This is a genomic window from Hymenobacter seoulensis, assembly GCF_054780535.1.
Genome location: NZ_BAAGWD010000001.1, coordinates 228,607 through 252,046 on the forward strand (window position 1 = coordinate 228,607; position 23,440 = coordinate 252,046).

Sequence of the window (23,440 nt, forward strand, 5' to 3'; positions counted from 1 at the left end):
ACCAGCAGAGCCGCTAGGTCGATTAATGCTGGCAACCGGTTATTGTGGCCGCCACGTGAGGGAGAAACCGGTGGTGCCGCCCGGCCAGGCCATGGGGCTGGCGTGTAGTCCGGCTAGGCGCGGCTTGCGGCCCCAGCGGTTGCGGTGCGTCAGGTACCCCAGGTGGGCCGATAAGATGCCAATGCCCGCACCGGCCACCACATCAGACTGCCAATGCCGGTTATTGAGCATGCGTAGTGCCGCCACGCTGGTTGCTACAGTGTAAGCCCCTACTCCGTACCATTGGCTTTTGTGCCGAAACTCGGTGTGCACAATGCTAGCCGCCAGAAACGCCTGCGCAGTGTGGCCCGAAGGAAAGGAGTTGCGGGTGCTGCCATCAGGCCGAAGCACGTTGGTGGTGTTTTTCAGGCCCAACACCAGGGCCCCCATGATTACCTCCGACTTCACGATAACCAGGACTGTGTTAAGCCGGTCGTTGCGCGACTCCACGCCCGCCAGCGTGGCGGCGGCTAACTCCAGGTACGGCACAAAAATCAGGGCATCATCTACGCGGGTATGAAAGCCGGGAAACTGCTTTTGAATGTCGCGGCGCGCATCGAAGCTGCTGTAGAAGCCATTGTTGTTGATGGTAGATGCCCCATAGCCGATAAGAAGCGCGGGCACAATGGTGGCCCGTACTAGCTTGCCCTGGTACCAAGGGCGCTTCGCTTCCGCCGGAATGCCGCCCGGGTTTTCGTACTTACGGGTGGTGTCGGCGGGTTGGGTAGCGGGGGATGGCAGTACCTGAGCGGCCAGAGGCGCCATACTAGCAGCACTCAGCAGCACGCTCACCGTAGCCCTGCGGATAGAAACAAACATTACACGAAAAACCTGGAGGTGAAAGCAACGAAGGCGTGCTTCGCTAGCATTGCTACTAGCCCGCTATCTGGCTACAAGTTTACTTGTATTTCGCGATGTTGCCTTGTTGCCGCCCTAGGTTTATACTCAGCTGAAACCAGCGCAAAACTCATAAAACCGCAAAGGCCAGTGCTGTACGCACCGGCCTTCAGGTAGCTTGGTTGTGGAAAAGGGGAACGGGGACGAGTGTGGCAGCAGAAGCAATGTGCTCCTACTACCGGAGGGATATACAAAAGTGCGGTGCTACTGGCCACAAGCCAAGGTAAACTACCCGCTATTTGTGACAGAAGAATCCGGAAGCAGATTGCTGCAGAATGAGAAGCAAGCTGCATAAATTGGTTGAAATACGCCTTTGCCTGCGCTATTGTAAACAGAAAATACCTGCAAGTGTGACATGGTGAATCTGTAATGCTTACAGGTTTCTCCATTCGCTAGGGCGCGGAAAAGCAGTAGCCTTTGCCCGTTGCCATGTAGTTGGTACTCGTAAGGTTTTGCTGCCGGAGAAACTGCGCTTCGCCCAGGGGAAGCACCAACTCCGGTGGTAATCAGTTAGCTAGCTGCTAGGCTAGCTGAGCACGGCAACCGGGGCGGGCAAAGTAATAACGTACTCGGTGCCTTCGCCCAGCTGGCTGTTGATACTAAGCGAGCCGCCATGTCCTTTCGTGATGATGTCATAGCTCAGCGGCAAGCCCAACCCGGTTTCTGCCGCTGCCTCGGTGCCTGGAAACCGGTTGAAGGCAGTAGCCAACGCATGGGGCGGGAGGCCTGGCCCATTGTCCCGCACCCGCACTTCCACAGTGTTTTCGTGGCGTTTGGTGATGAGCTCCACCTGCGGGATGTAGTCTTCCTCGGCGGCGCCCAAGCGCTGCTGCACCGCGAGCAATGCCGCGCTGAATATGCCTACCAGCGCCCTCCCCACATCCTGGCGCACTACCTCTACGGTAGCCACTGCCGGATCTAGGCGGGGAAGCAGAGCGGCATTGAAGTAGCGGTTTTTTGCGCGCAGGTCATGGTATGCCAGTCGCAGGTATTCTTCGGCCAGAACGTTGAGGTCAGTCGGCTGGCGAGGACCGCCGCCTTCCTGAGAGTACTCCAACATGCCGCGCACAATGGACTCAGCCCGCTGCCCATGGTGCATGATTTTGGTTTGATTTTGTCTTAGGTTCTGGAGCATCTCGTCCAGAATTTCCCGGTCGTAGGTCCTGACGCCGGAGCGGAGTAATTCCTGCCGCACTTCTTCACAAAGTTCCGCGCTGATAGCGGCAAACTTGCGCACGCAGCTCACGGGGTTTTGTATTTCGTGCGCCACGCCCGCCATCAAGGCCCCCAACGAGGCCATTTTTTCGCGCAACACCAGCTGGCCTTGCGTGATTTTCAGTTCCTGCAGCGTGCGCGCCAGGCTGTCGCGCTGGGTGGTCAGCTCCCAGGTTTGCTGCGTTACCTTCTCATTCAGGTCTGATAGGCGCCGGTTGGCATACTGCTGCTGGCGGTTGTTGCGCCAAAGCAGCACCGATATCAGGAGCAGGACCCCAACCCCAGCCAGTAGGGTGGCCATGCGCACCTGCTGGCTAAATTCCGCCTGTTCCGCTTCTAATTTCCGCAGGCGCTGCTGCTCGGCAAACCCAATGGCATCGAGTTGTTTAATGCGGCGCGGATTGTAGAGGCTGTCTTGAGCCATCTGCATTACCCGCATATATTTCAGGGTGCTATCGGGCTGGCGACGCTCCTCAAAAGACTGCGTGAGCATGGCGCTGGTCCGCGCGATGCCCACCACAAAGGGCAGTTCCTGGCCCAGTGCCAGCGCTTTTCGGGCGTAATAAATGCAGGAGTCGGTCTGATGTTCATCCTGATACAGCTCCGCCATGTACTGATAGGCCCGGCTGGCGCTGCGGCGGTCGTTTTCAGGAATGGAGGCACCTACGCTACGCCGGTAATAGGCTTTGGCGGCTTCTCCGTGCTTTTGCTCCGCCTGCAGCCGCCCGAGTTCCCGCAATACATAAGGGGCCGGATTGCCCCAGCAGCTGTGGTGCACGCTCTGGGAGTGGGCAGTATGGTGCCAGGCCTGGTTGAGGTAAAAGGCAGCCGAGTCAAACTTTCCGAGCCCGCCGTAGCTAGCCCCAATATTGGTCAGCACGCTGATGATCTGCGACGTGTCCTGGGTCTGAATCTGGTCATATAAGTTCTGGGCCCGGAAAAAGTAGCTGAGCGCAGGCCGAAAATCATCGAGCGCGAAATAAAGCAGGCCGGTTTGATTGAGCGTCCGGGCGGTTCCTTCCAGATCGTGGCTGAGCTCATTTAGCCGCAGGGCCTGCAAGTCTATGCGCAGCGCCTGCGGCAGATTACCCCGCTCGCCCATCAAAATAGCAATCCGGGAAAGGCACCGGCCTTCACCCTTCGCGTAGCCAATGCGGCGCGCCAAGGCCAGACCCTGGCGGGCGTACCACTGCACCGAGTCGAAGTGAGAGTAGCGGTACGTGGCGGCCAGATCAGCCAGCAGCAGTACCCGTGCCGTATCGGAAGTAGCACGGGCCAGGGCTCGTTGCAGGGGGCGAGACTGGGGGCTTTGGGCCCGTGCAACCTGCACAGATAGGAGTATAGCCAGCAGTACTCCTCCCAAATAGCGTTGAATCATGAGGGAAGGTACGCAAGTGAATCGGCCGTGAAAAATCTGGCCGCTCCACGGAGCAATACTTGTCTGGCGTATATGGGGTTTACAAACGTGCCGACCAAGGGTAACCAGCACATGTATCCGGTTGCTTACTTGCTTGAACTTAGCATGTAGGTTTGCATCAGGTTTAGCAGCAGGGAGTCGGCCGCGCTTAGGCCGTCGCGGGTAAGTTGCAGATTGGCAGGGGATAGGTACCCAGCCAATTGGGCAAATTGCTCAGCTTCTAAGGGTACAAAGGCCATCGACCAATCAGGAAAACTGCGATGTTCAACGTGCTTATCGGCAATTTTTACAACACTGGTATGGCGCGAATCCTCGCTGATTCTATCGTACAGGGCCTTTATATCCGCCTCATTGCCTTCCAGCAGCTGCATAAACTCCCGGTTATGATACAGGAGCAAGCCAGTGATATTCTGTTGCGCATTGTGCAGGCGGGCATACGTCAGCAGTTCCTGGAGCTCGTTATCGGTGAAGGGATGCGTGGCAGTACTGCTATAAATGAGATGATGCATACGGGCAAGCCTGATAAATACGTAGGAATACTACCTCTAAACGGGGGCGTGGGTTTCCTGTTAGGGCGGGTAACAAGCTAAACCATTCTTATAGTTCAGCTGCCTACCTTTAGGCCATGTTGTACGCACTACCCCGGTTGCGGCCAGGAACCTGCCTGGCGCTGCTGCTGGCCGGCCTGTGGGCCTCCGCCTGTTCCTCTGCTTCCGATGATCCGACTCCCGAAGCACCGGCCGATCATTTGGCCCTAGGCAACCCCAGCGGCGCAACCCCCGACACCAATTCGCCCCAGAATTATCTGCTTCTCAAGCCCGAATACGCCCTTTCCTATCACCGCGACCAAGGCAAGCCCAATTGGGTAAGCTGGCACCTTGCGGCCAGTTGGCTAGGAAACAGCACCCGGCAGGATGACTTCCGGGCCGATGCCAGCCTGCCCGCCGGCTGGTACCAAGTGCAAGCCAGCAGCTACACCGGGTCCGGCTTTGACCGGGGCCACAATTGCCCCTCCGCCGACCGTACGGCTACAGCATCCAGCAATTCGGCCACCTTTCTGATGACGAATATGATGCCGCAGGCGCCGCGCAACAACCAACAGACGTGGGCCACGCTCGAGGATTTTTGCCGCCGGCAGGTAAATGCCGGAACCACCGAGCTCTACATTATCTGTGGTAGCTACGGCCGCGGCGGCACTGGCTCCAACGGCTACAAAACCACCCTGGACCAGGGCCGCATTACGGTGCCTGCCCGCACCTGGAAGGTGATTGTGATATTGCCCACCGGCACCCGCGACGCCACCCGCGTGACGACTGCTACCCGCGTTATTGCCGTTGATATGCCCAATAACCAAACTCTCAGCGCCGACTGGGGCAGCTACCGCACCAGCGTCGATGCCATCGAAGCGGCCACCGGGTACGACCTGCTTTCAACCGTGGCACCCTCGGTGCAGGCAGAGGTAGAACAGCAGGTAGATGCGGGCGCCTTATAGCAGCAACGCCCGTTTACAGCCGTAGCATACCTAGTAAGTTCGTAGCAGCTTTCCAGGAAGCAATAGGTACACGCAAGAGGCCACCCAATCCAGCCCGATACCGGTGTTCGTTTATACAGTAGCTAGGCTTATTGCTACTGTTATGATACCCCTTTTCAACAAGGCTGGCGTTGCTATTGCCTTCGCCGACGACAACTGCCAGGCTATTTTTGATGCGCAGGGTACGGTGCTGGCTTGGTTTGATCAGGAGTTGTTGTATGCCACCACTGGCCGGTATTTGGGGTGGGCTGAGCTGGGCTGGATTTATGACCGGGACGGACAACCCGCTCTCTTTACAGAAACTGCCTTCGGCGGATTGCCGCGGCCACGGCTGCAGCCCGTGAAGGCCGAGGTAACAGGGCGGCTTCGGTGGGCTCAGCTACCTAGTAAACCAGTGTTACGCCAACCCCGCCCCGCTCGCCGGACGCGGGTGCGCCACTGGTCGTTGGTGTCCGCTTTGTCGTATTTCCAGCAGTAGGCTTTGCCGCCATAGTTTTGGGTCATTGTTGTCACACCGAGGCCATGTTAGCCCTGCCACCGGAGGTTTGAAGCCCAAAAGACTAGGTTGAAAATCATCGCGAAGCGGCAAGAGCTTACTGCGGAATTCCGAGGTTTTTGCCGGCTTTGTTTTGCTCTTCTAGCTGCAGCGCCCGTAGCTTTTTGCTGTAGATGAAAATGGTAGCGTCGTTACTGGCCGCATTTTCGTCGTAGCTCAACGTCACTGTCTTACCGTTCCAACCATAGCGCGACTGATAGGGGTTGCGCTGCACGCCGGGGCCATAGGCCCCGCGAATGGCCTCGAGCACGTGGTGGCTGTTGCGGCTGCCTTTGGTTTCCAGAATCACGACGGCCAGCCGACCCCTATAGAAGCCATAGCGGATTGAGGAAAGCTCGCCTTCTCCTAGCGTTTTCACGTCACTTGTCCGCCGGTAGAACTTCGTGTCGCCGCCATTTTCTGCCAGAACCAAGTCCTTGTATTTGTTGACTGTCGATTCGAAGCGTGCACCCCGAAAGCCATAGCGTTCATCGAGGGTTGCTATGTCCGGGGTTGCCGTTTGTGCGGAGGCTAGTAAGCAGGTTTGCAGCAGCAGGAAAAGGAGGGTAAGAAGCTTTTTCATGGCAGAAAGAGGCTTAGCTGAACCAGAGCGTTGCGTGCATCCGGCAAAATAGGCCTGGTGCGGGCGGCAGTTTTCTGTATTCCACTCTCCCTCAGATGCCTTTTTTTCTGAAGCAGCGCTCGGTTTTCAGCAACCCACATCTGGTAGGGGGGCTGCAACTAGTTTCCTGGGGCTCTGCTTGCCGTGAAGGCCCAGCCGCGCTGTCAATGTCACAAAAGACCCAAACGTGGCCTTTTTATAGCTCTGTTTAGCAGGCATCTTAGAGTATTCAAACTGCTATTAGGACGCCTCTATGAAATTACTACTACCGATTCTTCCTCTAGTTCCTACCTGGTCATGTGCCGGCCATTTTACATTGTCTGACTCGCTCAAGAAACCATCTGGGCTGCCTGCAAGGTGTACCGAAACCTGTGGTGTGTTGTAAGTGAAGCCTTCTGAACAGCCGTTGTTGCCCGCGCTGGAAGGCTGCCAACCGCACGGCATGCACGCGCAACAACGTGCAAGAAGAGCTTTCCATGCTAGTGTCACGATCAGGCTCTGAAGTTGAAAACAGGAATCCGGAAATTAGAAATCACCAGATGACGTACGACCCCAAATATGGCCCGGCTGCCCAAACGCCGCAGCAGCGGGCGTATGTGCTGGCGCAAATGCAGGCCGCGCACCCTACTATGTTTAAGAAAGCAACGGGCTATGCCGCCCAGCTATATCGGCGCTATGTACTAGGGGAGTTAAGCTGGCTGGATGTATGCGCCCTGCGCGACGCGCCCACTTCACAGCCCTAGCTAGGGTGGGGCTAACAAACAGTAAGTTGAAGGCAGCCAAGAATCCCTTAGTCTGCGCCCGTGGTACCTATTGCCCAAAGAGCGCACTGCTAAGCGGCCCATTAACAAAAAACGCCTTGCAAATCATTGATTTACAAGGCGTTTTCACACTCTATGAGCCTCCTGCCGGGATCGAACCAGCGACCTACTGATTACAAGTCAGTTGCTCTACCAGCTGAGCTAAGGAGGCGTTGAAGTAGCACAAAAGTAGTGCTTACACGGTCCGACGCAAAAAAAAACTGTGTTTTTTTAGCGCAATTACAGTAAGTGCCTGAACTTCCGAATAATAAAAAACGCTCCCATTCAAAGAATAGGAGCGTTTTGGTAGCTAGTGGAAGCCTTTGGTTAGCTTCTGACCAGTTTAAGCTGGCGTTTGAGCCCATCAATTCGGGCCTGTGCCTCGTCGATTCGGCCTTGGTATTCTTCCCGCAGCTGGCCGGCGTTCTTCGAGCGGGCAAAGAACTCGAGGTTGGTGCGCAGTGTGGAAATGTCGTTTTCCAGCTCGTTGATTTCACGGCGCAGGGCCTGCTCTTTTTTGTAGAGAAGCTGCTGCGCGTCGGGGGCGGCCTTGAGGCGCTCTATCTGCAGGTTGAACAGCAGGTCGGCGCGCTCGGCGTACGAAAGGCCCGGAACAGTGTCGAGGTATTTGCCCATCAGGGCCTGGAACTTCTCCTCCGCGCGTTCGGCGTTGCGAGCTGCACCATCAAACGAGCGCCAGGCCTGCACCTGCTCCTGGAAGCCTTCCAGAGTGCCCGGCTGATCGGCCGACAAAGCAGCAACTGTTTCGGCTATTTGTTGCAGGTGCTGAGTTTGCTCCTGGCTTAGCTGATGGGCATGATGTTCGCGCTGGCGAGTTTCTTCTTTCTTCCGGTCAAAGAAGGAGTCGCAGGCAGTGCGGAAGCGGTTCCAGACTTTATCCGACTGCTTCTCAGGTACCCGGCCAATCAGCTTCCAATCCTTCTGCAGACGAATAACTGTTTCGCGGGCTTCTTCCCAGTTAGGATTTTGAAGGGCGGCTTCGGCCTGCTCACAGAGCTCGAGCTTGCGCTTCAGGTTGGCGTTTTTCTCCTCATCCAGCGCTTTGAAAAACTGATTCTTACGCTGGAAAAACCCTTTGTAGGCTCCCCAGAACTGCTTGTTCAAAGATTCGGCTTTCTCCCGGGGTACTAGCCCAGCGGCATCCCATTCTTCCTTTAGCTTTTGCAGCTCATCGGTTTTGGAACGCCACTCGTTTACCCGTTCGGTTTGGAAGTCGCCGTAGGGTAGTAGCTGCGCCAGCAAAGCAGATTTGCGCTCCAGATTGGCGTTTTCCTGCGTCTGGCGGGCCGTGAGAAACTCTTTCTTGCGGTCATGAATCTGCTCCGAGGCCTGCAAGAAGCGTTGCCACAGGGTTTCGCGCTGCTCATTCGGGACGGGGCCAATGTGCTTCCATTCCTCATGCAGCTGGCGCAGCTCCTGCAAGGCTTTGTTAATGCTGGGTTGCTGCTGCAGAGCCTCGGCGCGCGTAATCAGCACTTCCTTGGCTTCTAGGTTGCGGCGGCGGTCCAGCTCTTTCATTTCAAAGAACAGGCCGCGGTTGTTGTAGTAGATATCCAGCAGGGCGTGGTAGCTGTTCCAGAGCTCCTGCGCCTCTTTCTGAGGAACCGGTCCGGTTGCTTTCCAATCATTCTGGAGCGCCTTGATGCGCGCCGAGCTATCCTTGGTTTCGGCTGACTCCACTAGCTGCCGCAACTGCGACAACAGGTATTGTTTGTGCGAGAGGTTTTTGGCGCGCTGTTCGTCTTCGGCTTTGGCGTCACGCGCACGGTTGTCGCGAAACTCCTGCATGGCTTTTACTAGCTCCTCATGGCCGGCCGGACCGGCGTAGGAAAACTCATCGGCGTGGCCGCCCGCCTCCGTGAAGCGCTGCCGTGCCGAGGTACGGTCGGTCTGAACGATGGCATCATACTGCCGATACAGGTCCGCAATCTGCTTGCGGTTCTGGGCGGCATCGGGGCGGCGCAACAGTGCCAGCAAATGGGTCGCTTGGCCAGCCAGATCAAGAGTGCTAAAGTCAGGGCCGGCTACTTCGGGCACGTAATCTTCAGTTTCTTCCGACGGGGTTGTTGCATCGGAGGCGGCGGGCAATTGTGAAACTGAGGATATGTCTGAAGCCGTTGACTGTGCCTCAGTAGCAGCACTAGGCGCAGTTGCAGCTTCGGGCGTTTCCGCAGAGTTTGGGGCGGGGGTAGGGCTAGTAGCTGCGGAGTCGGCGGGCGTGGTGGTGCCGTAATGCGCTACGGCGCGGGCAGCACCGGCTGAGCTCACTTCCGGGCTGTCATCGGGCAAATGGGTGATAGATTCCGCTGTGGCAGCCGCTTCTGGCTGAATAGCAGCTGGTGTAGCCGTTGCGTCGGCTTCTGGCTCCGCAGTGCCGGCGCCAGCTGGCTCGGGTGCCGTGGGCGGTGGACCCTGTGCGGGGCGCTCCGTTATATCCTCGGCATCAGGATTTTGTCGTGATTCTATTTCAGCCAGCCGACGTTCCAGAATACTCTGTGGCGACTCCGAATTGGCATCGGAAGGAGCGGGGGCGTTGGTATTTTGTTCGGGTAGCATACGAGTCAGCAGGAAACCCCCACAAACGGTGGGGTGGGTGATATGCGCTTAATTTAGGCGGGGGTCGGTGGGATAATTGGACAGCACACGGTAGCGGCCGCCTTTTTCCCGCAGGATAGACTGCCAAAAGGCATCAGTATCCAAAGTAAATACTTTATCGGCAGCATTGGGGTGCACAATCCAGACATTTTCCCGCACCTCCTCCGCCAGTTGCCCAGCAGTCCAGCCGGAATAGCCCACGTACAAACGGATGGTATCAGGCTCGGTGCGGCCGGAAATGAGCTGCTCCAGCAACTGCCGGAAGTCGCCGCCCCAGTACACATCGTGGCCGAGGTCTACAGCTTGGGGCAGATCAGGCTGCATATGAAGGTAGTGCAGGGTATCGGCCTGCACGGGGCCGCCAATGCCGAGCGGAACGTGCGCGGCGGGCAGGGTTTGGCCCCCGGGCAGCTCTAGCACATCGCCGAGTTGCAGGGAAGCTGGGCGGTTGAGAACCAGGCCGAACGAGCCTTCCTCATCGGAATGGCTGCATAACAACACGACTGTGCGCTCAAAATTAGGATCACCCAGAAATGGCTGAGAAATCAATAGGCTACCGGGACGAAGACGGGGCATCGGGAGCGGGGGTTGATGGGTGAAGACAAATGGGAGGAGGTCGGGCGCACTATTAGTAAGTACGGAAAAGATTCCGACTGTTGCAGCCTGGGCTTGGTGCTAAGAGTACGCTGGTAAGGGGGCCAGAGGTTCCGCGAGCCGCCTGCATTGTGCTACCTTGCATCGGAATTATGATGCACAAGCCCGTGGGCCGGCCTGAAAAACCGCCTGGCTTTGGTAGTTGTTGCATTCAGGTTGCTGCTTTCCCAGCTCTTTATTACTTGACTTATGACTGATCCGCAACTGGCGGCCCTGCGCCAGACGTATTCCCAGCGCACTCTCACGGAAGACGCCGTGCTTCCGGATGCCGTACGCCAGTTTCGGGCTTGGCTCGATGAGGCCATTGGCGCGCAGCTGGACGAGCCTACGGCCATGACGCTGGCTACCGTAAACGAGGCCGGCCAGCCCGCCGCCCGCATAGTGCTGCTGAAAGGGCTGCCGAATGACGAAGGCTTTCTATTTTACACCAACTATGATTCTCGCAAAGGGCAGGAGCTGGCTACTAGCCCATTGGCAGCGCTAACCTTTTTTTGGCCTGGGCTGGAGCGGCAGGTGCGCGTGGAAGGCCGGGTAGAAAAGGCGCCGGAATCAGTATCGACGGAGTACTTCCAGAGCCGGCCCCGGGCCAGCCAGATTGGGGCTTGGGCCTCGCCGCAGAGCCAGCCCATCCGGAGCCGGGAGGAGCTGGAACAGCGCGAGCAGGAACTGGAGCAGCGCTTTGAAGGCCAAGAGGTGCTGCCGCGCCCGGCACACTGGGGCGGCTATGTGCTGCTGCCCCAGCGGGTGGAGTTTTGGCAGGGCCGCCCCTCGCGCCTCCACGACCGGATTGTGTATGAGCGCGTAGGCCAGCAGTGGCGCCTGAGCCGCCTAGCCCCCTGAGGCTTCCTAACCCGGCCGCAAACCCAAGCGAGGCAAGCGGCTACTAGGTGCTTGCTCGATGCCAGCCCTATATTGCATGTATCATCCCCTCACCCAAGAAAAAGTTGGCTGAAATTCAACCCGTGCGCGGCTGGCGCTATAACGCCGAACTAAGCCGGCAGATTGATGCGTACGTGTCGCCTTTGTTTGATGTCGTGTCGCAGAAGCAGCGGGAAGCGCTATACCGTAACCCCCTCAACAGCATTCATTTGTCGGTGCCGCGGGGCGAGGACCCAGCCGGCGAGGCGTTAGTGCGGTTGCAGGAGTGGCAGCAGCAGGGCGTGCTGGTGCAGGATGAGCTACCCGGAATCTACGTGTACTACCAGTATTTCCGGCTGCCGGGCAGCACCCGCGAATACTGCCGCAAAGGGTTCATGTGCCACATCCGGGCCACCGACTGGACCGAAAATCAGGTGCTGCGCCACGAAAACACGCTACCCTCCTCCGTAAACGACCGCGCCGAGCTACTAGCCCGCACTGAGTTTCAAACCAGCGCCACCCACGGCCTGTACCGCGACGAGGAGTTTGAGCTGGAGCGCTATATGGATGAGGCCATGCAGGACCCGCTTTACCAGACGGAAGAGGATTATCAGGGCGCCCGCGACGTGTTGGCCGTAATTCAGGATGTGCACATCATCCGGCGGTTTCAGGAACTGGTGGGGGCTAGGCAGGTGATTCTGGCCGATGGGCACCACCGCTACGAGGGCTCTCTGGCGTACCGGCAGGCGCGGCGTATGGCCGCCGGAGCGGCGTACACGGGCCAGGAAATCTGGAACTTCCATCTGATGTACCTCACGAATGCCGCCGCCGATGATTTGCGGATTTTGCCCACGCATCGGCTGGTGCTGGAGCTGCCCAATGGGCTTACCTCCGAGGAGCTGCTAGCGCGTCTGGAACCCTACTTCACCTTGCTACCCCTTGATGACCCGTATGACCTGCCGGAGCGTATTGCCGGCAAGCCGTGGGCGTTTGGTCTGTATTTGGGCGAAGGGCAGGTGTATAAAATCCGGCTGCGGCCTGAAGCCCACACCCTGCTAGACTGGCCCACCACCCCGGAGGTTAAAAACCTGGACCTAACGGTGCTACACTACTTTGTGCTCGAAAAAGCCCTGGGTATTGTGGGGCCTGAAGAGCAGAGGCAGTGGCCCGGAGTGGCCTATGTGCGCAACTTTCCGGAGTGCCTGTCTAGGGTTGACCGCGGAGAAGCCCGGGCCGCTCTGATAACCAATGAAGTAACCATGGAGGAAGTAGAGCGCGTGTGCCACTCCGGCGCCGTGATGCCGCCGAAATCCACCTTTTTCTACCCCAAAACCATCGGCGGCTTTCTGTTCAGCAGTATCCGCGACGAAGAAAACCTTTCGCCTTTTTATGCTGCATTCCGCTCCTAAACCTGCTACCGGCGCCCCTAGGCTGGTGCTGGCCTCCAATTCGCCGCGCCGTCGCCAACTGCTGCTGGATTTGGGGTTGCGCTACGAGGTGCGGCTGCGCGAGGTAGATGAAAGCTTCCCACCGCATTTGGTCCGCGCCGAAGTGGCCGAATACCTAGCCGCCCATAAAGCCGCTGCTTACGCTCCTGACCTAGCCCCCGATGAGTTGGTTATTACAGCCGATACCATTGTGTGCCTGGAAGATGATGTGCTCAACAAACCCGCCGATGCGGCCGAAGCAGTACAGATGCTGACCCGCTTGCAGGGCCGCGCCCACGACGTGTTCACGGGCGTGTGCCTGCTGCACGGCGACGGCCGCCGCGTGGTGTTCTCCGACCAAACGCGGGTGCATTTTCGTGCATTAAGCTCTGCGGAAATTGAGCACTACGTAGCCAACTATAGCCCCCTTGACAAAGCCGGGGCATATGGCGCTCAGGATTGGATTGGCATGGTAGCCGTCACGCGGCTGGAAGGCTCGTACTTCAATGTAATGGGCCTGCCTGTGCACCGCGTATGGGAAGAGTTGGAAAAGCTTGGTGCCGTAGGGGTTTAAACCCACAGGCACCCTAGTACAAGCGCGCCGGGCGCCGCCCATGAAGAAGGGTTGGGCGCCCGGCGCGCTTGTACTAGGGTGTTTAGTTCGCTGAACCGTTGTTATGCTAGTCGCTTCAGCAAATCCTGCTGCACGGCCTGCCACTCGGCTTCTTGTCCGGCTTCTTGGTACAGCTCCAGCAGTTCCGATTTTTTGGCTACTGCCTGAACCGCGCGTTGTGCCAGGTCAATCAGCTCGTCTTCGTCGCTTACATCCAGCTCATCGGTGAGGGCGAGCAGCGCCGGTGGAAAGCCGGGAGCGGGCGCGCCCAGGTAGGCCGCCACTACTTCTGCAGCAGCCAGGGCCGGTGCCGCCGTGTCGAGTTCCAGATAGCCATCTTCTTCGGCTGCTGATACCAGCGCTTCCAGCAGAAGCACTTCACTCGGGTCATCCTCAAACTCAGCGAGAAAATCGGCTGCGTCGTCGAGGTCTAAATTCTGCAAGCTATTCGTTGCCATATCTTGTCACATCAGGAGTAGCCCCAAAGATAGGTGCCTTACCAGAGTTACTGGTTGGTGCAAGGGCCAAGTGCCCTTTTCCCCAGCAGCTGAACAGCAATAAACGGGTGGTTTCCGTGCTGCTACCACTGATATTAACGTATTTCGTAGTTCTGATGCCCAAAACGGAATTAAGGAACATGTCCATTGCCCCCGAAGTACCAACCGTATTGCAGCGGTTGCGCCATGAAACCCGGCCTTACCACGAGGCGCTGGAACAAAATGAATTCAACCAGGCTCTGGCCGCTAACACAGTTACGGAGGCGGCTACCCTCCATTTCCTCACCAAGCTCTACGGGTTTCTGGCGCCCTACGAGGCGGTATTGCGCCAGCATGGATTACCAGCCGAATGGCAGCTAGCCGACCGCTACCGGGTGCAGTGGCTACTCCAGGATTTGGCGCCGGATGGTGCAGTGGCCTTATTGCCTCTTTGCCCAGATATGCCGCCTTTGCACACGCAAGCTCAACTGTTAGGCGCCATGTACGTAATGGAAGGCTCCTCGCTGGGTGGGCAGGTGATTGCGCGGCAGCTGGCCAAGGCCCACATTCCGTATCGTACGTATTTTACCGGCCGGGCAGAGCGAACCGGTTTGCTCTGGAAATCATTCTGTCTCTTATTGGAGCAAGCTGCCGGTCCGGAGAATGAAGACGAAATCGTCGCCTCCGCCCGACTTACTTTTCAAAAACTACACGCGTGGATAAACCAGGCTTAGCTATTACCGATGAAAGCCTGTTGGGTGCGCCCATCACGCTGACTAACTGCGACCGGGAGCCCATACACATTCCGGGTTCCATTCAGCCCTATGGCTTTTTGCTGTGCCTGGATGAGCAAACCCAGCGCGTGGTGCAGGCCAGCGAAAACACGCAGGCGCTCATCGGCATTCCGGCAGAAGAGCTGATTGGCACCGGCCTCGACCGGTTGCTAGGGCCAACCCGGCTAGCTGAGGTAGAGCAGGTACTTCCTACCCTTACCGAAGCCGCCAAGTTGCTCGGTACCCGCCTGGAAGCAGTGCCGGGCCAGCCTTTCTACAAGCTGATTTTGCACCGCTACGACGGGCTGCTGTGGGCCGAGTTTGAGCCCGTAGCAGAAAACAGCCCGCCCGCTCTGGATCTACCGTTTCTGAATGCCGCCCTAGGGCAGATGCTGGCCGCAACCACTGTGCTCGAATTCTGCCAGCACGCCGTGGAGGAAGTGCGCGGTATTACCGGCTTCGACCGGGTAGCTATCTACCGGTTTGCAGCCGACGAAAGCGGAGAAATTGTTGCCGAAGCCAAGCGCGAGGACTTAGAGCCTTGGCTAGGCCTGCATTACCCCGCCACCGATATTCCGCAGCAAGCCCGGGCCATGTACCTGAAAAACTGGCTGCGCTTTATTCCGGATGCTTCCTACGTGCCAGCTAAGCTGGTGCCAACGCTAAACCCGACCAAAAATCGCCCGCCCGACATGACCTATGCCGTGCTGCGCAGCGTGTCGCCCATTCACTTGGAGTACCTGCACAACATGGGCTCAGCGGCCACCATGACGATTTCCCTGATTCAGGGCGGCAAGCTGTGGGGCATGATTACCTGCCACCACCAGTCGCCGATGCTGGTGAGCTACGAACTGCGCGACTTGTGCCAGTTTGTGGGCAAAACTTTCTCGGCGCTGCTTGGCTCCAAAGAGCAGCACGATGAGCAGGCCTACCAACTCCACATCCGCGAAACTCAGGTGCGGTTGCTGGAGCAAGTAACTACTCACGCCAATTTCATCGAAGGCCTGTACCAGCACAGTCCTACGCTGCTGGATGTGTTTGATTGTGGCGGAGCGGCTATTTGCTTTGAGCAGGACATCATCACGCTGGGTACTACTCCCACCAAGGCCCAGATTCAGGAGCTGACGCAGTGGCTGCAGCAACACGTGCAGCAAGAGGTGTTTTACACCAATTCCTACGTGCGTCATAACCCGGCCGGCCTTGAAATTCGGGCGTCGGCCAGCGGCATTCTGGCCATTACGCTTTCCCAGGAAGCCCCCGGCGACTACATTTTCTGGTTTCGGCCCGAGATGATTCAGACCGTGACCTGGGCGGGCAAAAACGACAAGCTGCAGAAGTTGGCCGACGGGCAATTGTTTCTTTCGCCCCGCCAGTCGTTTGAGTCGTGGAAGGAGCTAGTAGAAAGCACGGCGGCAGCCTGGAAACCCATGGAAATTGAAGCGGCCAAGGAAATCCGCCTGCACATTTCCGATATCCGCCTAAAGGTATTTAATGAGCTACAAGCACGCGCCCTAAGCCTGAGCCGCCTGAATGCGGAGCTGGAGCGCAGCAACGATGAGCTCGATTCCTTTGCCTACGTGGCCTCGCACGATCTGAAAGAGCCCCTGCGCGGCATTCACAATTATTCCATCTTTCTGCTGGAAGATTATGCCGACCAGTTGGATGCCGATGGGGTCCAGAAGCTCCAGACTCTGGTGCGGCTCAGCCAGCGCATGGAAGCCCTGATTGAGTCGTTGCTCCAGCTCTCGCGCCTAGGCCGGCAAGATTTGCAGGTAGAGGAAGTTGATATGAACCTGTTGGTCAGCGAAGTGCTGGACCTACTCTCACCCCGGCTAGAGCAGACCGAAACGAAAGTGGAAGTGCTGCAGCCACTCCCCATTATTCGGGGCGATGGAACGCGCCTGCGGGAGGTGCTCAACAACCTGCTCACCAATGCCATGCGCTACAGCACGCAGGCTAGCAAACAAGTAACGGTGGGCGTGGCCCCACCTACGGCTCGGGGGCCTCAGGGAACAGGCGCTCCGGAAGAGTATGTTGTGTTTTTCGTGCGCGACCAAGGTATTGGCATCGACGCCAAGCACCACGAAACCATCTTTAAAATATTCAAACGCCTGCACAGCCAAGAAAAATTCGGGGGCGGGACCGGAGCTGGCCTGGCAATTGCCAAAAAAATGATTGAAAAGCACTTTGGTGAAATCTGGGTAGAGTCCGTACCAGGCCAAGGCGCTACCTTCTACTTTTCGATTTCCAAACACCTATGATTGCTGCCCCCTTAACGCCCATTCTTGTGGTGGAAGATAGCCTGGAGGACTTTACGGCCCTAGGCCGGGCCTTCCGGAAAAATGCGCTGCAGAATCCGGTGCTGCGCTGCGAAGACGGCGACCAGGCTCTGGAATACCTGCAGGGGTATGGCAAGCACCCATCGTGGCCCCAGGTGTTGCCCGCCATTATTCTGCTGGATCTGAACATGCCGGGCACCGATGGACGCACCGTGCTCGGAATCCTCAAGCACGACCCGCGGTTGCATTCCATTCCCGTCATTATCTTCAGCACTTCCTCCAATGCGAACGATATTGACGAGTGCTACCGGTTAGGGGCTAACAGTTACTTAACCAAACCGGTAGAATATGCCATGCTGGAGGAAAAAGTGCGGTTGGTTATTCGGTACTGGCTGGAAACAGTTGAATTGCCCATTACTCGATAGAAGGTTTCAGGCGTGAAAAAGATCTTACTCATCGATGATAATGAGCAGGACCGAGAACTGTACAAACGCTTTCTGAAGCGTCAACCAGGCAGCTCCGAGCAGTTTATCATTCAGGAAGCCACTTCCGGCGAAGAAGGGCTAGCCTTGTTTCAGTCAGTGCGGCCTGATTGTGTGTTGCTGGATTACAACCTGCTGGACACCGATGGCCTGGCCGTACTAGCGGAGCTGCAACAGCTTACCCCGCCTGATACGCTGTGTGTGGTTATGATTACCGGCGGGGGTAGCGAAACCCTGGCTGTGCGCGTACTTAACGGGGGGGCGCTTGATTACCTAGTAAAGCAGCAATTTGATCGGGAGCTACTGTACAAAACGGTAGTGCATGCCATTGAAAAAAATGAGTGGCGCCAGCACGTAGCCCAGCACCACCAGCAGCTGCAGCAGGTAAATCAGCAGCTGCGCGAATCGTTGGCGGCCCTAACCGAAACCCGCCAGCAGATTCAGCACGCCAATGGGCAGCTACAGGCGGCTAATGAGGAAATACAAGCGCATAACCAGAAGCTGGATACCACCAACCAGCAATTAGCTCGCACCAACGCCGACCTGGATAACTTTGTGTACGCGGCCTCGCATGATTTGCGCCAGCCCATTCATAACCTGCGTGGGTTGTTTGAGGAGCTGCGCCGCTCGGCTAAGTTTGATGACCCCGAAGAAGAGCTGCTGCTGCGGCTAGTAGATGACTCCTTGCGCAGCATCACCACCACTATTACCGATTTGGCCGCCGTTGTGCAGGAAGGCCGCCTGCCCAGCGACCAGCACACCGAGCGGGTAGACCTGGCTAGCCTCACTACCGAGGTGCTGCAGTCGTTACGTCCTGAGTTGCTAGCTGCCCAAGCCAACGTAACCACCCATTTTGAGGCATTGCCCGAGGTATCGTATATCCGGAGCAACCTGCGCACCATTCTGCTCAATCTGATCAGCAACGCCCTGAAATACCGGCATCCGGAGCGGGCATTGCGGCTTCAGGTATGCTCGGGCCTAGTACATGGGCAGCCCGTGCTAAGTATTCAGGATAATGGTTTGGGGCTTGACCTAGAGCGATACGGTAAGGAGCTATTCCAGCTGTTTCGGCGGTTTCATCCGCAGGCCGGCGAAGGTACGGGCGTGGGCTTGTTTCTGGTGAATCGGCTGGTGCAGGCGCAAGGCGGCCGCATTGAGGTGGAAAGCGAAACCAACACCGGTACCACCTTTCACCTGTATCTGCAAAGCTGAAAACTACTCGGTTAGGGGCAGCTCCGGCAAGGGCTGATTGGGCCGGGCATAACCGTAGCGCCCTACTGGCGTGGCCGTATAATACGTATCAAGGCCGCTAAGACAAACGGTTTCGGCCCCAGCCAGATCCAGGGAGCCATCGGTGCGCACTACCCCTTCGGGCAGGTACAAGTGCTCTACGCTGCCGATAAACAACACCGTCCCGTTCACTTCAATGGGTACTTCCTGTACCAGCTTCAGGCCCAGCCGTAGCTTGCTTTCCTGCACGTACGGAGCCAGAAATCCATCGTGGTAGGCCGGGGTAAGGCCGCAGGCCTCAAATTCTGATACCTCGCGCGCAAAATTGGCCGAGGTCAGGTGGGCCTGCTTCATGATGCCCGCGTGCACATGGTTGAGGGTATAGTAGCCAGTCGCTCGAATGTTGTCGTAGGAGTGACGCGGTACCGATGGCGGCCGCATCACCAGCCCGAGTAGCGCCGGATTCGACCCCAGGTGCACCACCGAGCTAATAATAGCCAGATTGGTTTGCCCTTCCGCATTGTAGGTGCCTAGCAGATTTGCCGACTTAAAGCCCGTGACGGCGTTGATCAAATTCAGGCGGTACACCTTTTCCAGGTTGGCTACATCGGCGGCAGTAAAGTGGGGCATTGCTGGCTTGTTGGGGGTAGTGAAATGCTACAACCAGTAACCCGGCAAAATGTCTGTCAACTAATTATGTAAACTAAAAAAATAATTCACCCATTAACATAAAAAACACCGTCAGCTAAATAAGCCAACGGTGCTTTTTTAAGTATAATACTAATTATCTCAGCCGATTAAGGCATCAATACGCTGTCAATTACGTGAATTACACCATTGCTTTGCGTTACATCATACGTTGAGATAGTAGAAATACCACCTTTCTCATCTTGCAGCACTACGTTTTTCGGGCCGTTCATCATTGCCTTCAGCGTGCCGCCGCTCACCGTCTTCAGGGTAGCGGTGCCTTTGCCGGCCTTAATGGCGGCCATAATCTTCTCGGCAGTCATGTTGCCGGCTACCACGTGGTAGGTCAGGATTTTGGTGAGCGTGGCTTTGTTCTCGGGCTTCACCAGGGTTTCCACAGTACCGGCAGGTAGTGCGTTAAAGGCGGCATTGGTAGGGGCAAACACGGTGAAAGGGCCTTTGCCTTGCAGCGTTTCTACCAGACCAGCGGCCTTTACGGCGGCTACCAGGGTAGTGTGGTCTTTCGACTTCACCGCGTTTTCAACAATGTTTTTGTTGGGGTACATTGCCTCGCCGCCAACGGATACCGTACCAGCCGTGAGCATGGCCTGGGCCGAAGCAGAAGTAGCAGAAGCCGCGCCGAATACGGCAACGAAGGCGAGGGAAAGCAGGGACTTTTTCATGGATGAAGTAAGGGAGGCTAGGTGAGCAATGAAACTATTTGCCGGCACTTACGCCCCCTAACTCCTCATCGGATTTAGGGCAGTTAAAATATTTTTACTTACTCAGGAACTATAATCAATTAATTCGCTGGCTGATAATCAAAAATGGGTTAACTGGTCGTATGCTTATTTTATAAATAACCACCTGAAAATTAAATTAAGTATTGGTTTAGCAGAGGTTATCCAGCTGCGTTTATTGCTCGAACAGGGCCGCGGCCAGGGGGGCATCAAGGTTATATATATCGGGCAGGAAGTTTAGGCGGCCGTTGTCGGTTTCGCAGGTGTAGTAGCGCAGGTAAATGCGCAGCGGGCGTTGCAGGTCAAACCGGTGCTTCTCGCGGTTTCGGATGCTGGCGTGCATGGTGGCCAGGTCGGGAAGGCGGCCTTCGCGGCGCAACAGGTACTCTGCCAGCTTTACGGGGTTTTCTACTCGCACACAGCCGTGGCTTAGCGCCCTATCGGCCCTAGTAAATGCCGTGCGCGCCGGCGTATCGTGCAGAAATACGGAATGTTCGTTGGGAAAATAGAACACCACGTTGCCCAAGGCATTGAACGAGCCTGCTCGTTGGCGAATGGCGTAGGAGAACTTCTCCGGCGTCATTTTCTGCCAGTTTACCCGCCACGGATTGATAAGGCGGTTGCGGCCATCGTAGAGGCGGTAGTGGTTGTCGTAGAGGTAGCTGGGGTCACGCTGGAGCTCCGGCAGAAACTCCCGCACCGCAATGCTGTAGGGCACGCGCCATTCTGGTGCCGTCACAAACACCAGCAAGCGGCTGCTAACCAGCGGTGTGGGCCACTCAGGCTCCCCCACAATTACCTTATGCGTTTGCACTACCTGCTCGTGGCGCATCACCTGGAGGCGGTAGGCCGGAATATTTACCATAATGTATTCCGAGTCGATGGGTGCTTCCCAGCGCAGGCGTTCCAGGTTAAGCGCCACTTGCCGGAATCCCGCCACGGTATCCTGCATCAGGCGAGCCGAGTCGGTGGGGGAAGTACGTAAAGCTTTGGTCCAGCTTGTTTGCAGCAGCCGGTAGCGGCGAGACGCGGGCTGAGCACGCAACAGCATAGCTTCAAAATCGGGAGTGAGCAGCGCCTCGTGCAGCGCGTTGGCGGCCTGCCGAGCCACCAGGGAATCGGGCTGAACCGCGGGGGTAAGCGAATGGGGCTGGAGGTAGCCTTGCCGCAGGTGGCTGCTATAGCGCAGCAGCGCATCGGTTAGCCGCAGCTCAAAACGGGCCAGTTGCTGGTTGCGCAGCTTAGCCGAGGGCGCCAGCCGCAAGGAGTCGGGCAAGGTGAGGAGCTGGTCCCAGGCGTAGCGGCTGCGCGGAAGGCCCACTTCGGCGGCTCGCCCCAGCAGGGCCAGTGCCCGCATAGCCTCCTGGTTCCAGCCTGCTTCCTGAATCCAGCGGGCAGTGAAATCGTGCTCGGCATAAAACACGTTCACGGCTTGCCCATACCGAAGACCTAGTTGCTGGTAAGTAGCTTCGGGCTGATACCGGGCCGGGGCCAGCAAGGCACGCAAAGATGCTTGGGCCAGGGCAGGAGGGCCTGTTGGCTTACTTGGAGACGTCGACGAGTCCTCGCCCTTGTTGTTGGAATACCCATCCAACGACAAGGCGCAGCCAGCGAGGAGCAGCAAAGCAAAAATGGCAGACCGCACGGTGCTTCTTAACCTGGCCATCGGGGGAGTGGGGGTAAGAAGTGACGGGAAAGCGGATAGTATGGGTTACGGCATAGAAAAACGCGAAGACAGACAATGAATAAGCGTAGAATAATTTACGCAAAAATTATGATTACTAGGCAATTAACTGCTGTAAAGTGTGCGGTCTAGGGTCCTGCCTGTTTCAAACGGGCATCAAATGGATGGGGCTCCAGGCTTATGATCCGGAGCTGGGCGTGGTCGGGGTGGAGCGGATTGAACAGGTAGTTCCACTCGGAGGGAGCATGGGCCGAGGGCACGCGCATCAGCCAGTACCGGCCTTCTTCCAGCCAGGCCCGCCCGATTTCGGCCAGCTCCGAAGGGTAAGGAACCTGCTGCCAGTTAACGGGCAGATCAGAGGGGTTTATCTGTAGATATGGGGTAGCGTCGGGCAGCTCCAGCGTGAGGGCAAAGTAGTTGCGGGGCAGCACCGGCGAGTTGGCCAGCACCTCCAGCTTGGCTAACGACAGATGTTCGGCGGTGTAGAGAATCTGGGAGCCAATGTTGTGCCAGCGCCCGCCGTAGTAGAGTCCGCCCTGGCCGGAGGTATCGGAAATGTAGGGCGCTTTGCCGAGCCGATATACGAGCATCAGATCAAGATAAATACACTGCCCGCGCCCAATCTGGCGTAGCGGATTGGGCGCGGGCGGTACTCAGGAAAGCTTACGAAAAATGACCGTGCTGAATGCGGCCCAGCACATCCTGCACCTGGTCGCGGCCAATAACGGAGTGCAGCAGGTTTTTGGGTTTTTGCCCTCCAAGGGCCGGAATAGGCGAATTCAGCCAGAAATGCAGGTCTTCTTCGTCTTCAAACACCTCCATGCCCTTCACCAGCACCGCCGAGAGCTGAATGGCTTTTTCGCCCTCATCCAGAGTCAGGGGCTTTTGGGTTTGCTCGCGCCGAGCCAGGGTGCTTTCTGAAATACCCAGCACGGCGCTCATTTCCTTATTAGAGAAGCCCAGATGCCGTTGCAACGCCCGCACCGCCTGCACCGAAATGCCCTTGATGGCGACGGCCAGCAAATCCATTTCATTGCGCACCAGCTGCGGAATTACGGCCGGCCCGCCCATCAGGTCCACCATGTTGGCCACCGAAGTTTTACGAACGACTGTCATTTGCGTGTTTTTTACTCGTCATTTGAAGGCAATATACGTAGTAACTACACAACCCGATGAAATGATTCAGTGAGGTAGGAGCAGAGCCCTATCTTACTAGCCTCTTATTTCCCCCAAACCCTGCCTTAGCAGGCCATAAGTAGGTTTCACATGACCGATAAAGAACGAGTACAGCTAAGCAAATTCCTGAGCCTGCATCTGCGGCATACGCCCGAGGCGCTGGGCCTCACATTAGACTCCGGCGGATGGGTGGCTGTAGCTGATTTGCTGGCCGGCGCCAATAGCAACAGAAGAACTGGACCGCTCCTAACGCAGGAACTACTAGAGGAAGTGGTACGCACCAACGACAAGCAACGGTTTGCTTTTGACGAAACCGGTACTCGCATTCGGGCCCAACAAGGCCACAGCCAGGAGATTGATCTGGAGTTGCAGCCGCAGGAGCCGCCGGCGGTGCTCTACCACGGCACTGTGGCCTCGGCGCTACCTGCCATATGGGCCCAAGGCCTGCTGAAAATGAAGCGCCACCATGTGCATTTATCTCCGGATGTAGCCACGGCCCAGCGGGTAGGCAGTAGGCGAGGAGCACCCGTGGTGCTGGTACTAGATGCGGCGGGGCTACACGCCACCGGGGCCGTGTTCTATAAGTCAGGCAACGGCGTGTGGCTGACGGACCAAGTGCCACCCGAGTTTCTGCGGCCGCTGGAGGGTTAAGCCCGTCGAAGGCCTAGTAGGCCTGTATTTTCAACTTA

23 protein-coding genes and 1 tRNA gene are annotated in these 23,440 nt (G+C 57.2%); 11 read left to right on the forward strand and 13 right to left on the reverse strand.

What is annotated here, in order from left to right:
- Window positions 1–39 precede the first annotated feature (39 nt).
- The 3 genes from ACYVHC_RS01030 to ACYVHC_RS01040 all read right to left on the reverse strand — a co-directional run bounded on the left by ACYVHC_RS01030 (window position 40) and on the right by ACYVHC_RS01040 (window position 4,077).
- Entirely contained in the window at window positions 40–858 is an 819-nt protein-coding gene (locus ACYVHC_RS01030; protein ID WP_460611801.1) for a phosphatase PAP2 family protein, read from the reverse strand.
- A gap of 604 nt (window positions 859–1,462) precedes the next feature.
- Window positions 1,463–3,529: an ATP-binding protein gene (locus tag ACYVHC_RS01035; protein ID WP_460611802.1), complete on the reverse strand. Its 2,067-nt coding sequence runs from the start codon at window positions 3,527–3,529 to the stop codon at window positions 1,463–1,465.
- 125 nt (window positions 3,530–3,654) lie between these two features.
- The gene (locus ACYVHC_RS01040; protein WP_460611803.1) at window positions 3,655–4,077 is read right to left on the reverse strand and encodes a BLUF domain-containing protein; all 423 of its coding nucleotides are present in this window, start codon (window positions 4,075–4,077) and stop codon (window positions 3,655–3,657) included.
- 116 nt (window positions 4,078–4,193) lie between these two features.
- Here ACYVHC_RS01040 and ACYVHC_RS01045 point away from each other — a divergent pair, with 116 nt between their 5' ends.
- Window positions 4,194–5,060, forward strand: a complete 867-nt coding sequence (locus ACYVHC_RS01045) for a DNA/RNA non-specific endonuclease (protein ID WP_460611804.1) — start codon at window positions 4,194–4,196, stop codon at window positions 5,058–5,060.
- A 142-nt stretch (window positions 5,061–5,202) separates the two neighbouring features.
- Window positions 5,203–5,577 carry a 4-fold beta flower protein gene (locus ACYVHC_RS01050; RefSeq protein WP_460611805.1) on the forward strand — a complete coding sequence of 125 codons (375 nt, stop codon included), beginning with the start codon at window positions 5,203–5,205 and terminating at the stop codon, window positions 5,575–5,577.
- A gap of 115 nt (window positions 5,578–5,692) precedes the next feature.
- Here the strand turns inward: ACYVHC_RS01050 and ACYVHC_RS01055 are convergent, their stop codons facing one another.
- Window positions 5,693–6,217 carry a hypothetical protein gene (locus ACYVHC_RS01055; RefSeq protein WP_460611806.1) on the reverse strand — a complete coding sequence of 175 codons (525 nt, stop codon included), beginning with the start codon at window positions 6,215–6,217 and terminating at the stop codon, window positions 5,693–5,695.
- A gap of 578 nt (window positions 6,218–6,795) precedes the next feature.
- Between ACYVHC_RS01055 and ACYVHC_RS01060 the strand changes: the two genes are divergently transcribed.
- Window positions 6,796–6,999 (forward strand): hypothetical protein, encoded by a 204-nt coding sequence (locus ACYVHC_RS01060; protein WP_460611807.1) that lies wholly within the window; start codon window positions 6,796–6,798, stop codon window positions 6,997–6,999.
- A gap of 156 nt (window positions 7,000–7,155) precedes the next feature.
- Here ACYVHC_RS01060 and ACYVHC_RS01065 read toward each other — a convergent pair.
- The 3 genes from ACYVHC_RS01065 to ACYVHC_RS01075 form a co-directional block, all read right to left on the reverse strand.
- Window positions 7,156–7,228: transfer RNA gene (locus ACYVHC_RS01065), tRNA-Thr, on the reverse strand.
- Window positions 7,229–7,383: 155 nt separating this feature from the next.
- Window positions 7,384–9,633, reverse strand: coding sequence for a DUF349 domain-containing protein (locus ACYVHC_RS01070; RefSeq protein WP_460611808.1), 2,250 nt, complete (start codon window positions 9,631–9,633; stop codon window positions 7,384–7,386).
- Window positions 9,634–9,681: 48 nt separating this feature from the next.
- Window positions 9,682–10,248, reverse strand: coding sequence for a YqgE/AlgH family protein (locus ACYVHC_RS01075; protein WP_460611809.1), 567 nt, complete (start codon window positions 10,246–10,248; stop codon window positions 9,682–9,684).
- A gap of 267 nt (window positions 10,249–10,515) precedes the next feature.
- Here ACYVHC_RS01075 and pdxH point away from each other — a divergent pair, with 267 nt between their 5' ends.
- The 3 genes from pdxH (at window position 10,516) to ACYVHC_RS01090 (ending at window position 13,185) form a co-directional block, all read left to right on the forward strand.
- A complete protein-coding gene (gene pdxH / locus ACYVHC_RS01080) occupies window positions 10,516–11,166 on the forward strand; it encodes a pyridoxine/pyridoxamine 5'-phosphate oxidase (protein WP_460611810.1) in 651 nt (216 codons plus the stop codon).
- Window positions 11,167–11,270: 104 nt separating this feature from the next.
- A complete protein-coding gene (locus tag ACYVHC_RS01085; protein WP_460611811.1) occupies window positions 11,271–12,593 on the forward strand; it encodes a DUF1015 domain-containing protein in 1,323 nt (440 codons plus the stop codon).
- Window positions 12,574–13,185 carry a Maf family protein gene (locus ACYVHC_RS01090; protein WP_460611812.1) on the forward strand — a complete coding sequence of 204 codons (612 nt, stop codon included), beginning with the start codon at window positions 12,574–12,576 and terminating at the stop codon, window positions 13,183–13,185. Before ACYVHC_RS01085 ends, ACYVHC_RS01090 begins: the two co-directional genes overlap by 20 nt.
- Before the next feature lie 101 nt (window positions 13,186–13,286).
- Here ACYVHC_RS01090 and ACYVHC_RS01095 read toward each other — a convergent pair whose 3' ends face one another.
- Window positions 13,287–13,682 carry a DUF4259 domain-containing protein gene (locus ACYVHC_RS01095; RefSeq protein WP_460611813.1) on the reverse strand — a complete coding sequence of 132 codons (396 nt, stop codon included), beginning with the start codon at window positions 13,680–13,682 and terminating at the stop codon, window positions 13,287–13,289.
- A 179-nt stretch (window positions 13,683–13,861) separates the two neighbouring features.
- Between ACYVHC_RS01095 and ACYVHC_RS01100 the strand changes: the two genes are divergently transcribed.
- The 4 genes from ACYVHC_RS01100 to ACYVHC_RS01115 are packed head-to-tail and all read left to right on the forward strand — an operon-like array spanning window position 13,862 to window position 18,446.
- The gene (locus ACYVHC_RS01100; RefSeq protein ID WP_460611814.1) at window positions 13,862–14,434 is read left to right on the forward strand and encodes a biliverdin-producing heme oxygenase; all 573 of its coding nucleotides are present in this window, start codon (window positions 13,862–13,864) and stop codon (window positions 14,432–14,434) included.
- Complete coding sequence (locus ACYVHC_RS01105; RefSeq protein ID WP_460611815.1) at window positions 14,416–16,734, forward strand: ATP-binding protein; 2,319 nt, start codon at window positions 14,416–14,418, stop codon at window positions 16,732–16,734. Before ACYVHC_RS01100 ends, ACYVHC_RS01105 begins: the two co-directional genes overlap by 19 nt.
- Window positions 16,731–17,177 (forward strand): response regulator, encoded by a 447-nt coding sequence (locus tag ACYVHC_RS01110; RefSeq protein ID WP_460611816.1) that lies wholly within the window; start codon window positions 16,731–16,733, stop codon window positions 17,175–17,177. The genes ACYVHC_RS01105 and ACYVHC_RS01110 overlap by 4 nt, the downstream gene beginning before the upstream one ends.
- A gap of 12 nt (window positions 17,178–17,189) precedes the next feature.
- Entirely contained in the window at window positions 17,190–18,446 is a 1,257-nt protein-coding gene (locus ACYVHC_RS01115) for a sensor histidine kinase (RefSeq protein ID WP_460611817.1), read from the forward strand.
- 3 nt (window positions 18,447–18,449) lie between these two features.
- Here ACYVHC_RS01115 and ACYVHC_RS01120 read toward each other — a convergent pair whose 3' ends face one another.
- The 5 genes from ACYVHC_RS01120 to parS all read right to left on the reverse strand — a co-directional run bounded on the left by ACYVHC_RS01120 (window position 18,450) and on the right by parS (window position 22,691).
- Entirely contained in the window at window positions 18,450–19,094 is a 645-nt protein-coding gene (locus tag ACYVHC_RS01120) for a flavin reductase family protein (RefSeq protein WP_460611818.1), read from the reverse strand.
- Between the two features lie 167 nt (window positions 19,095–19,261).
- Complete coding sequence (locus ACYVHC_RS01125; protein ID WP_460611819.1) at window positions 19,262–19,834, reverse strand: fasciclin domain-containing protein; 573 nt, start codon at window positions 19,832–19,834, stop codon at window positions 19,262–19,264.
- A gap of 232 nt (window positions 19,835–20,066) precedes the next feature.
- Entirely contained in the window at window positions 20,067–21,515 is a 1,449-nt protein-coding gene (locus tag ACYVHC_RS01130) for a L,D-transpeptidase family protein (RefSeq protein WP_460611820.1), read from the reverse strand.
- A gap of 188 nt (window positions 21,516–21,703) precedes the next feature.
- The gene (locus ACYVHC_RS01135) at window positions 21,704–22,165 is read right to left on the reverse strand and encodes an RES family NAD+ phosphorylase (protein WP_460611821.1); all 462 of its coding nucleotides are present in this window, start codon (window positions 22,163–22,165) and stop codon (window positions 21,704–21,706) included.
- Between the two features lie 73 nt (window positions 22,166–22,238).
- Window positions 22,239–22,691 (reverse strand): type II RES/Xre toxin-antitoxin system antitoxin, encoded by a 453-nt coding sequence (gene parS, locus ACYVHC_RS01140; RefSeq protein WP_460611822.1) that lies wholly within the window; start codon window positions 22,689–22,691, stop codon window positions 22,239–22,241.
- A gap of 150 nt (window positions 22,692–22,841) precedes the next feature.
- Between parS and ACYVHC_RS01145 the strand changes: the two genes are divergently transcribed.
- A complete protein-coding gene (locus ACYVHC_RS01145) occupies window positions 22,842–23,402 on the forward strand; it encodes an RNA 2'-phosphotransferase (RefSeq protein WP_460611823.1) in 561 nt (186 codons plus the stop codon).
- The last annotated feature ends 38 nt before the right edge of the window (window positions 23,403–23,440 follow it).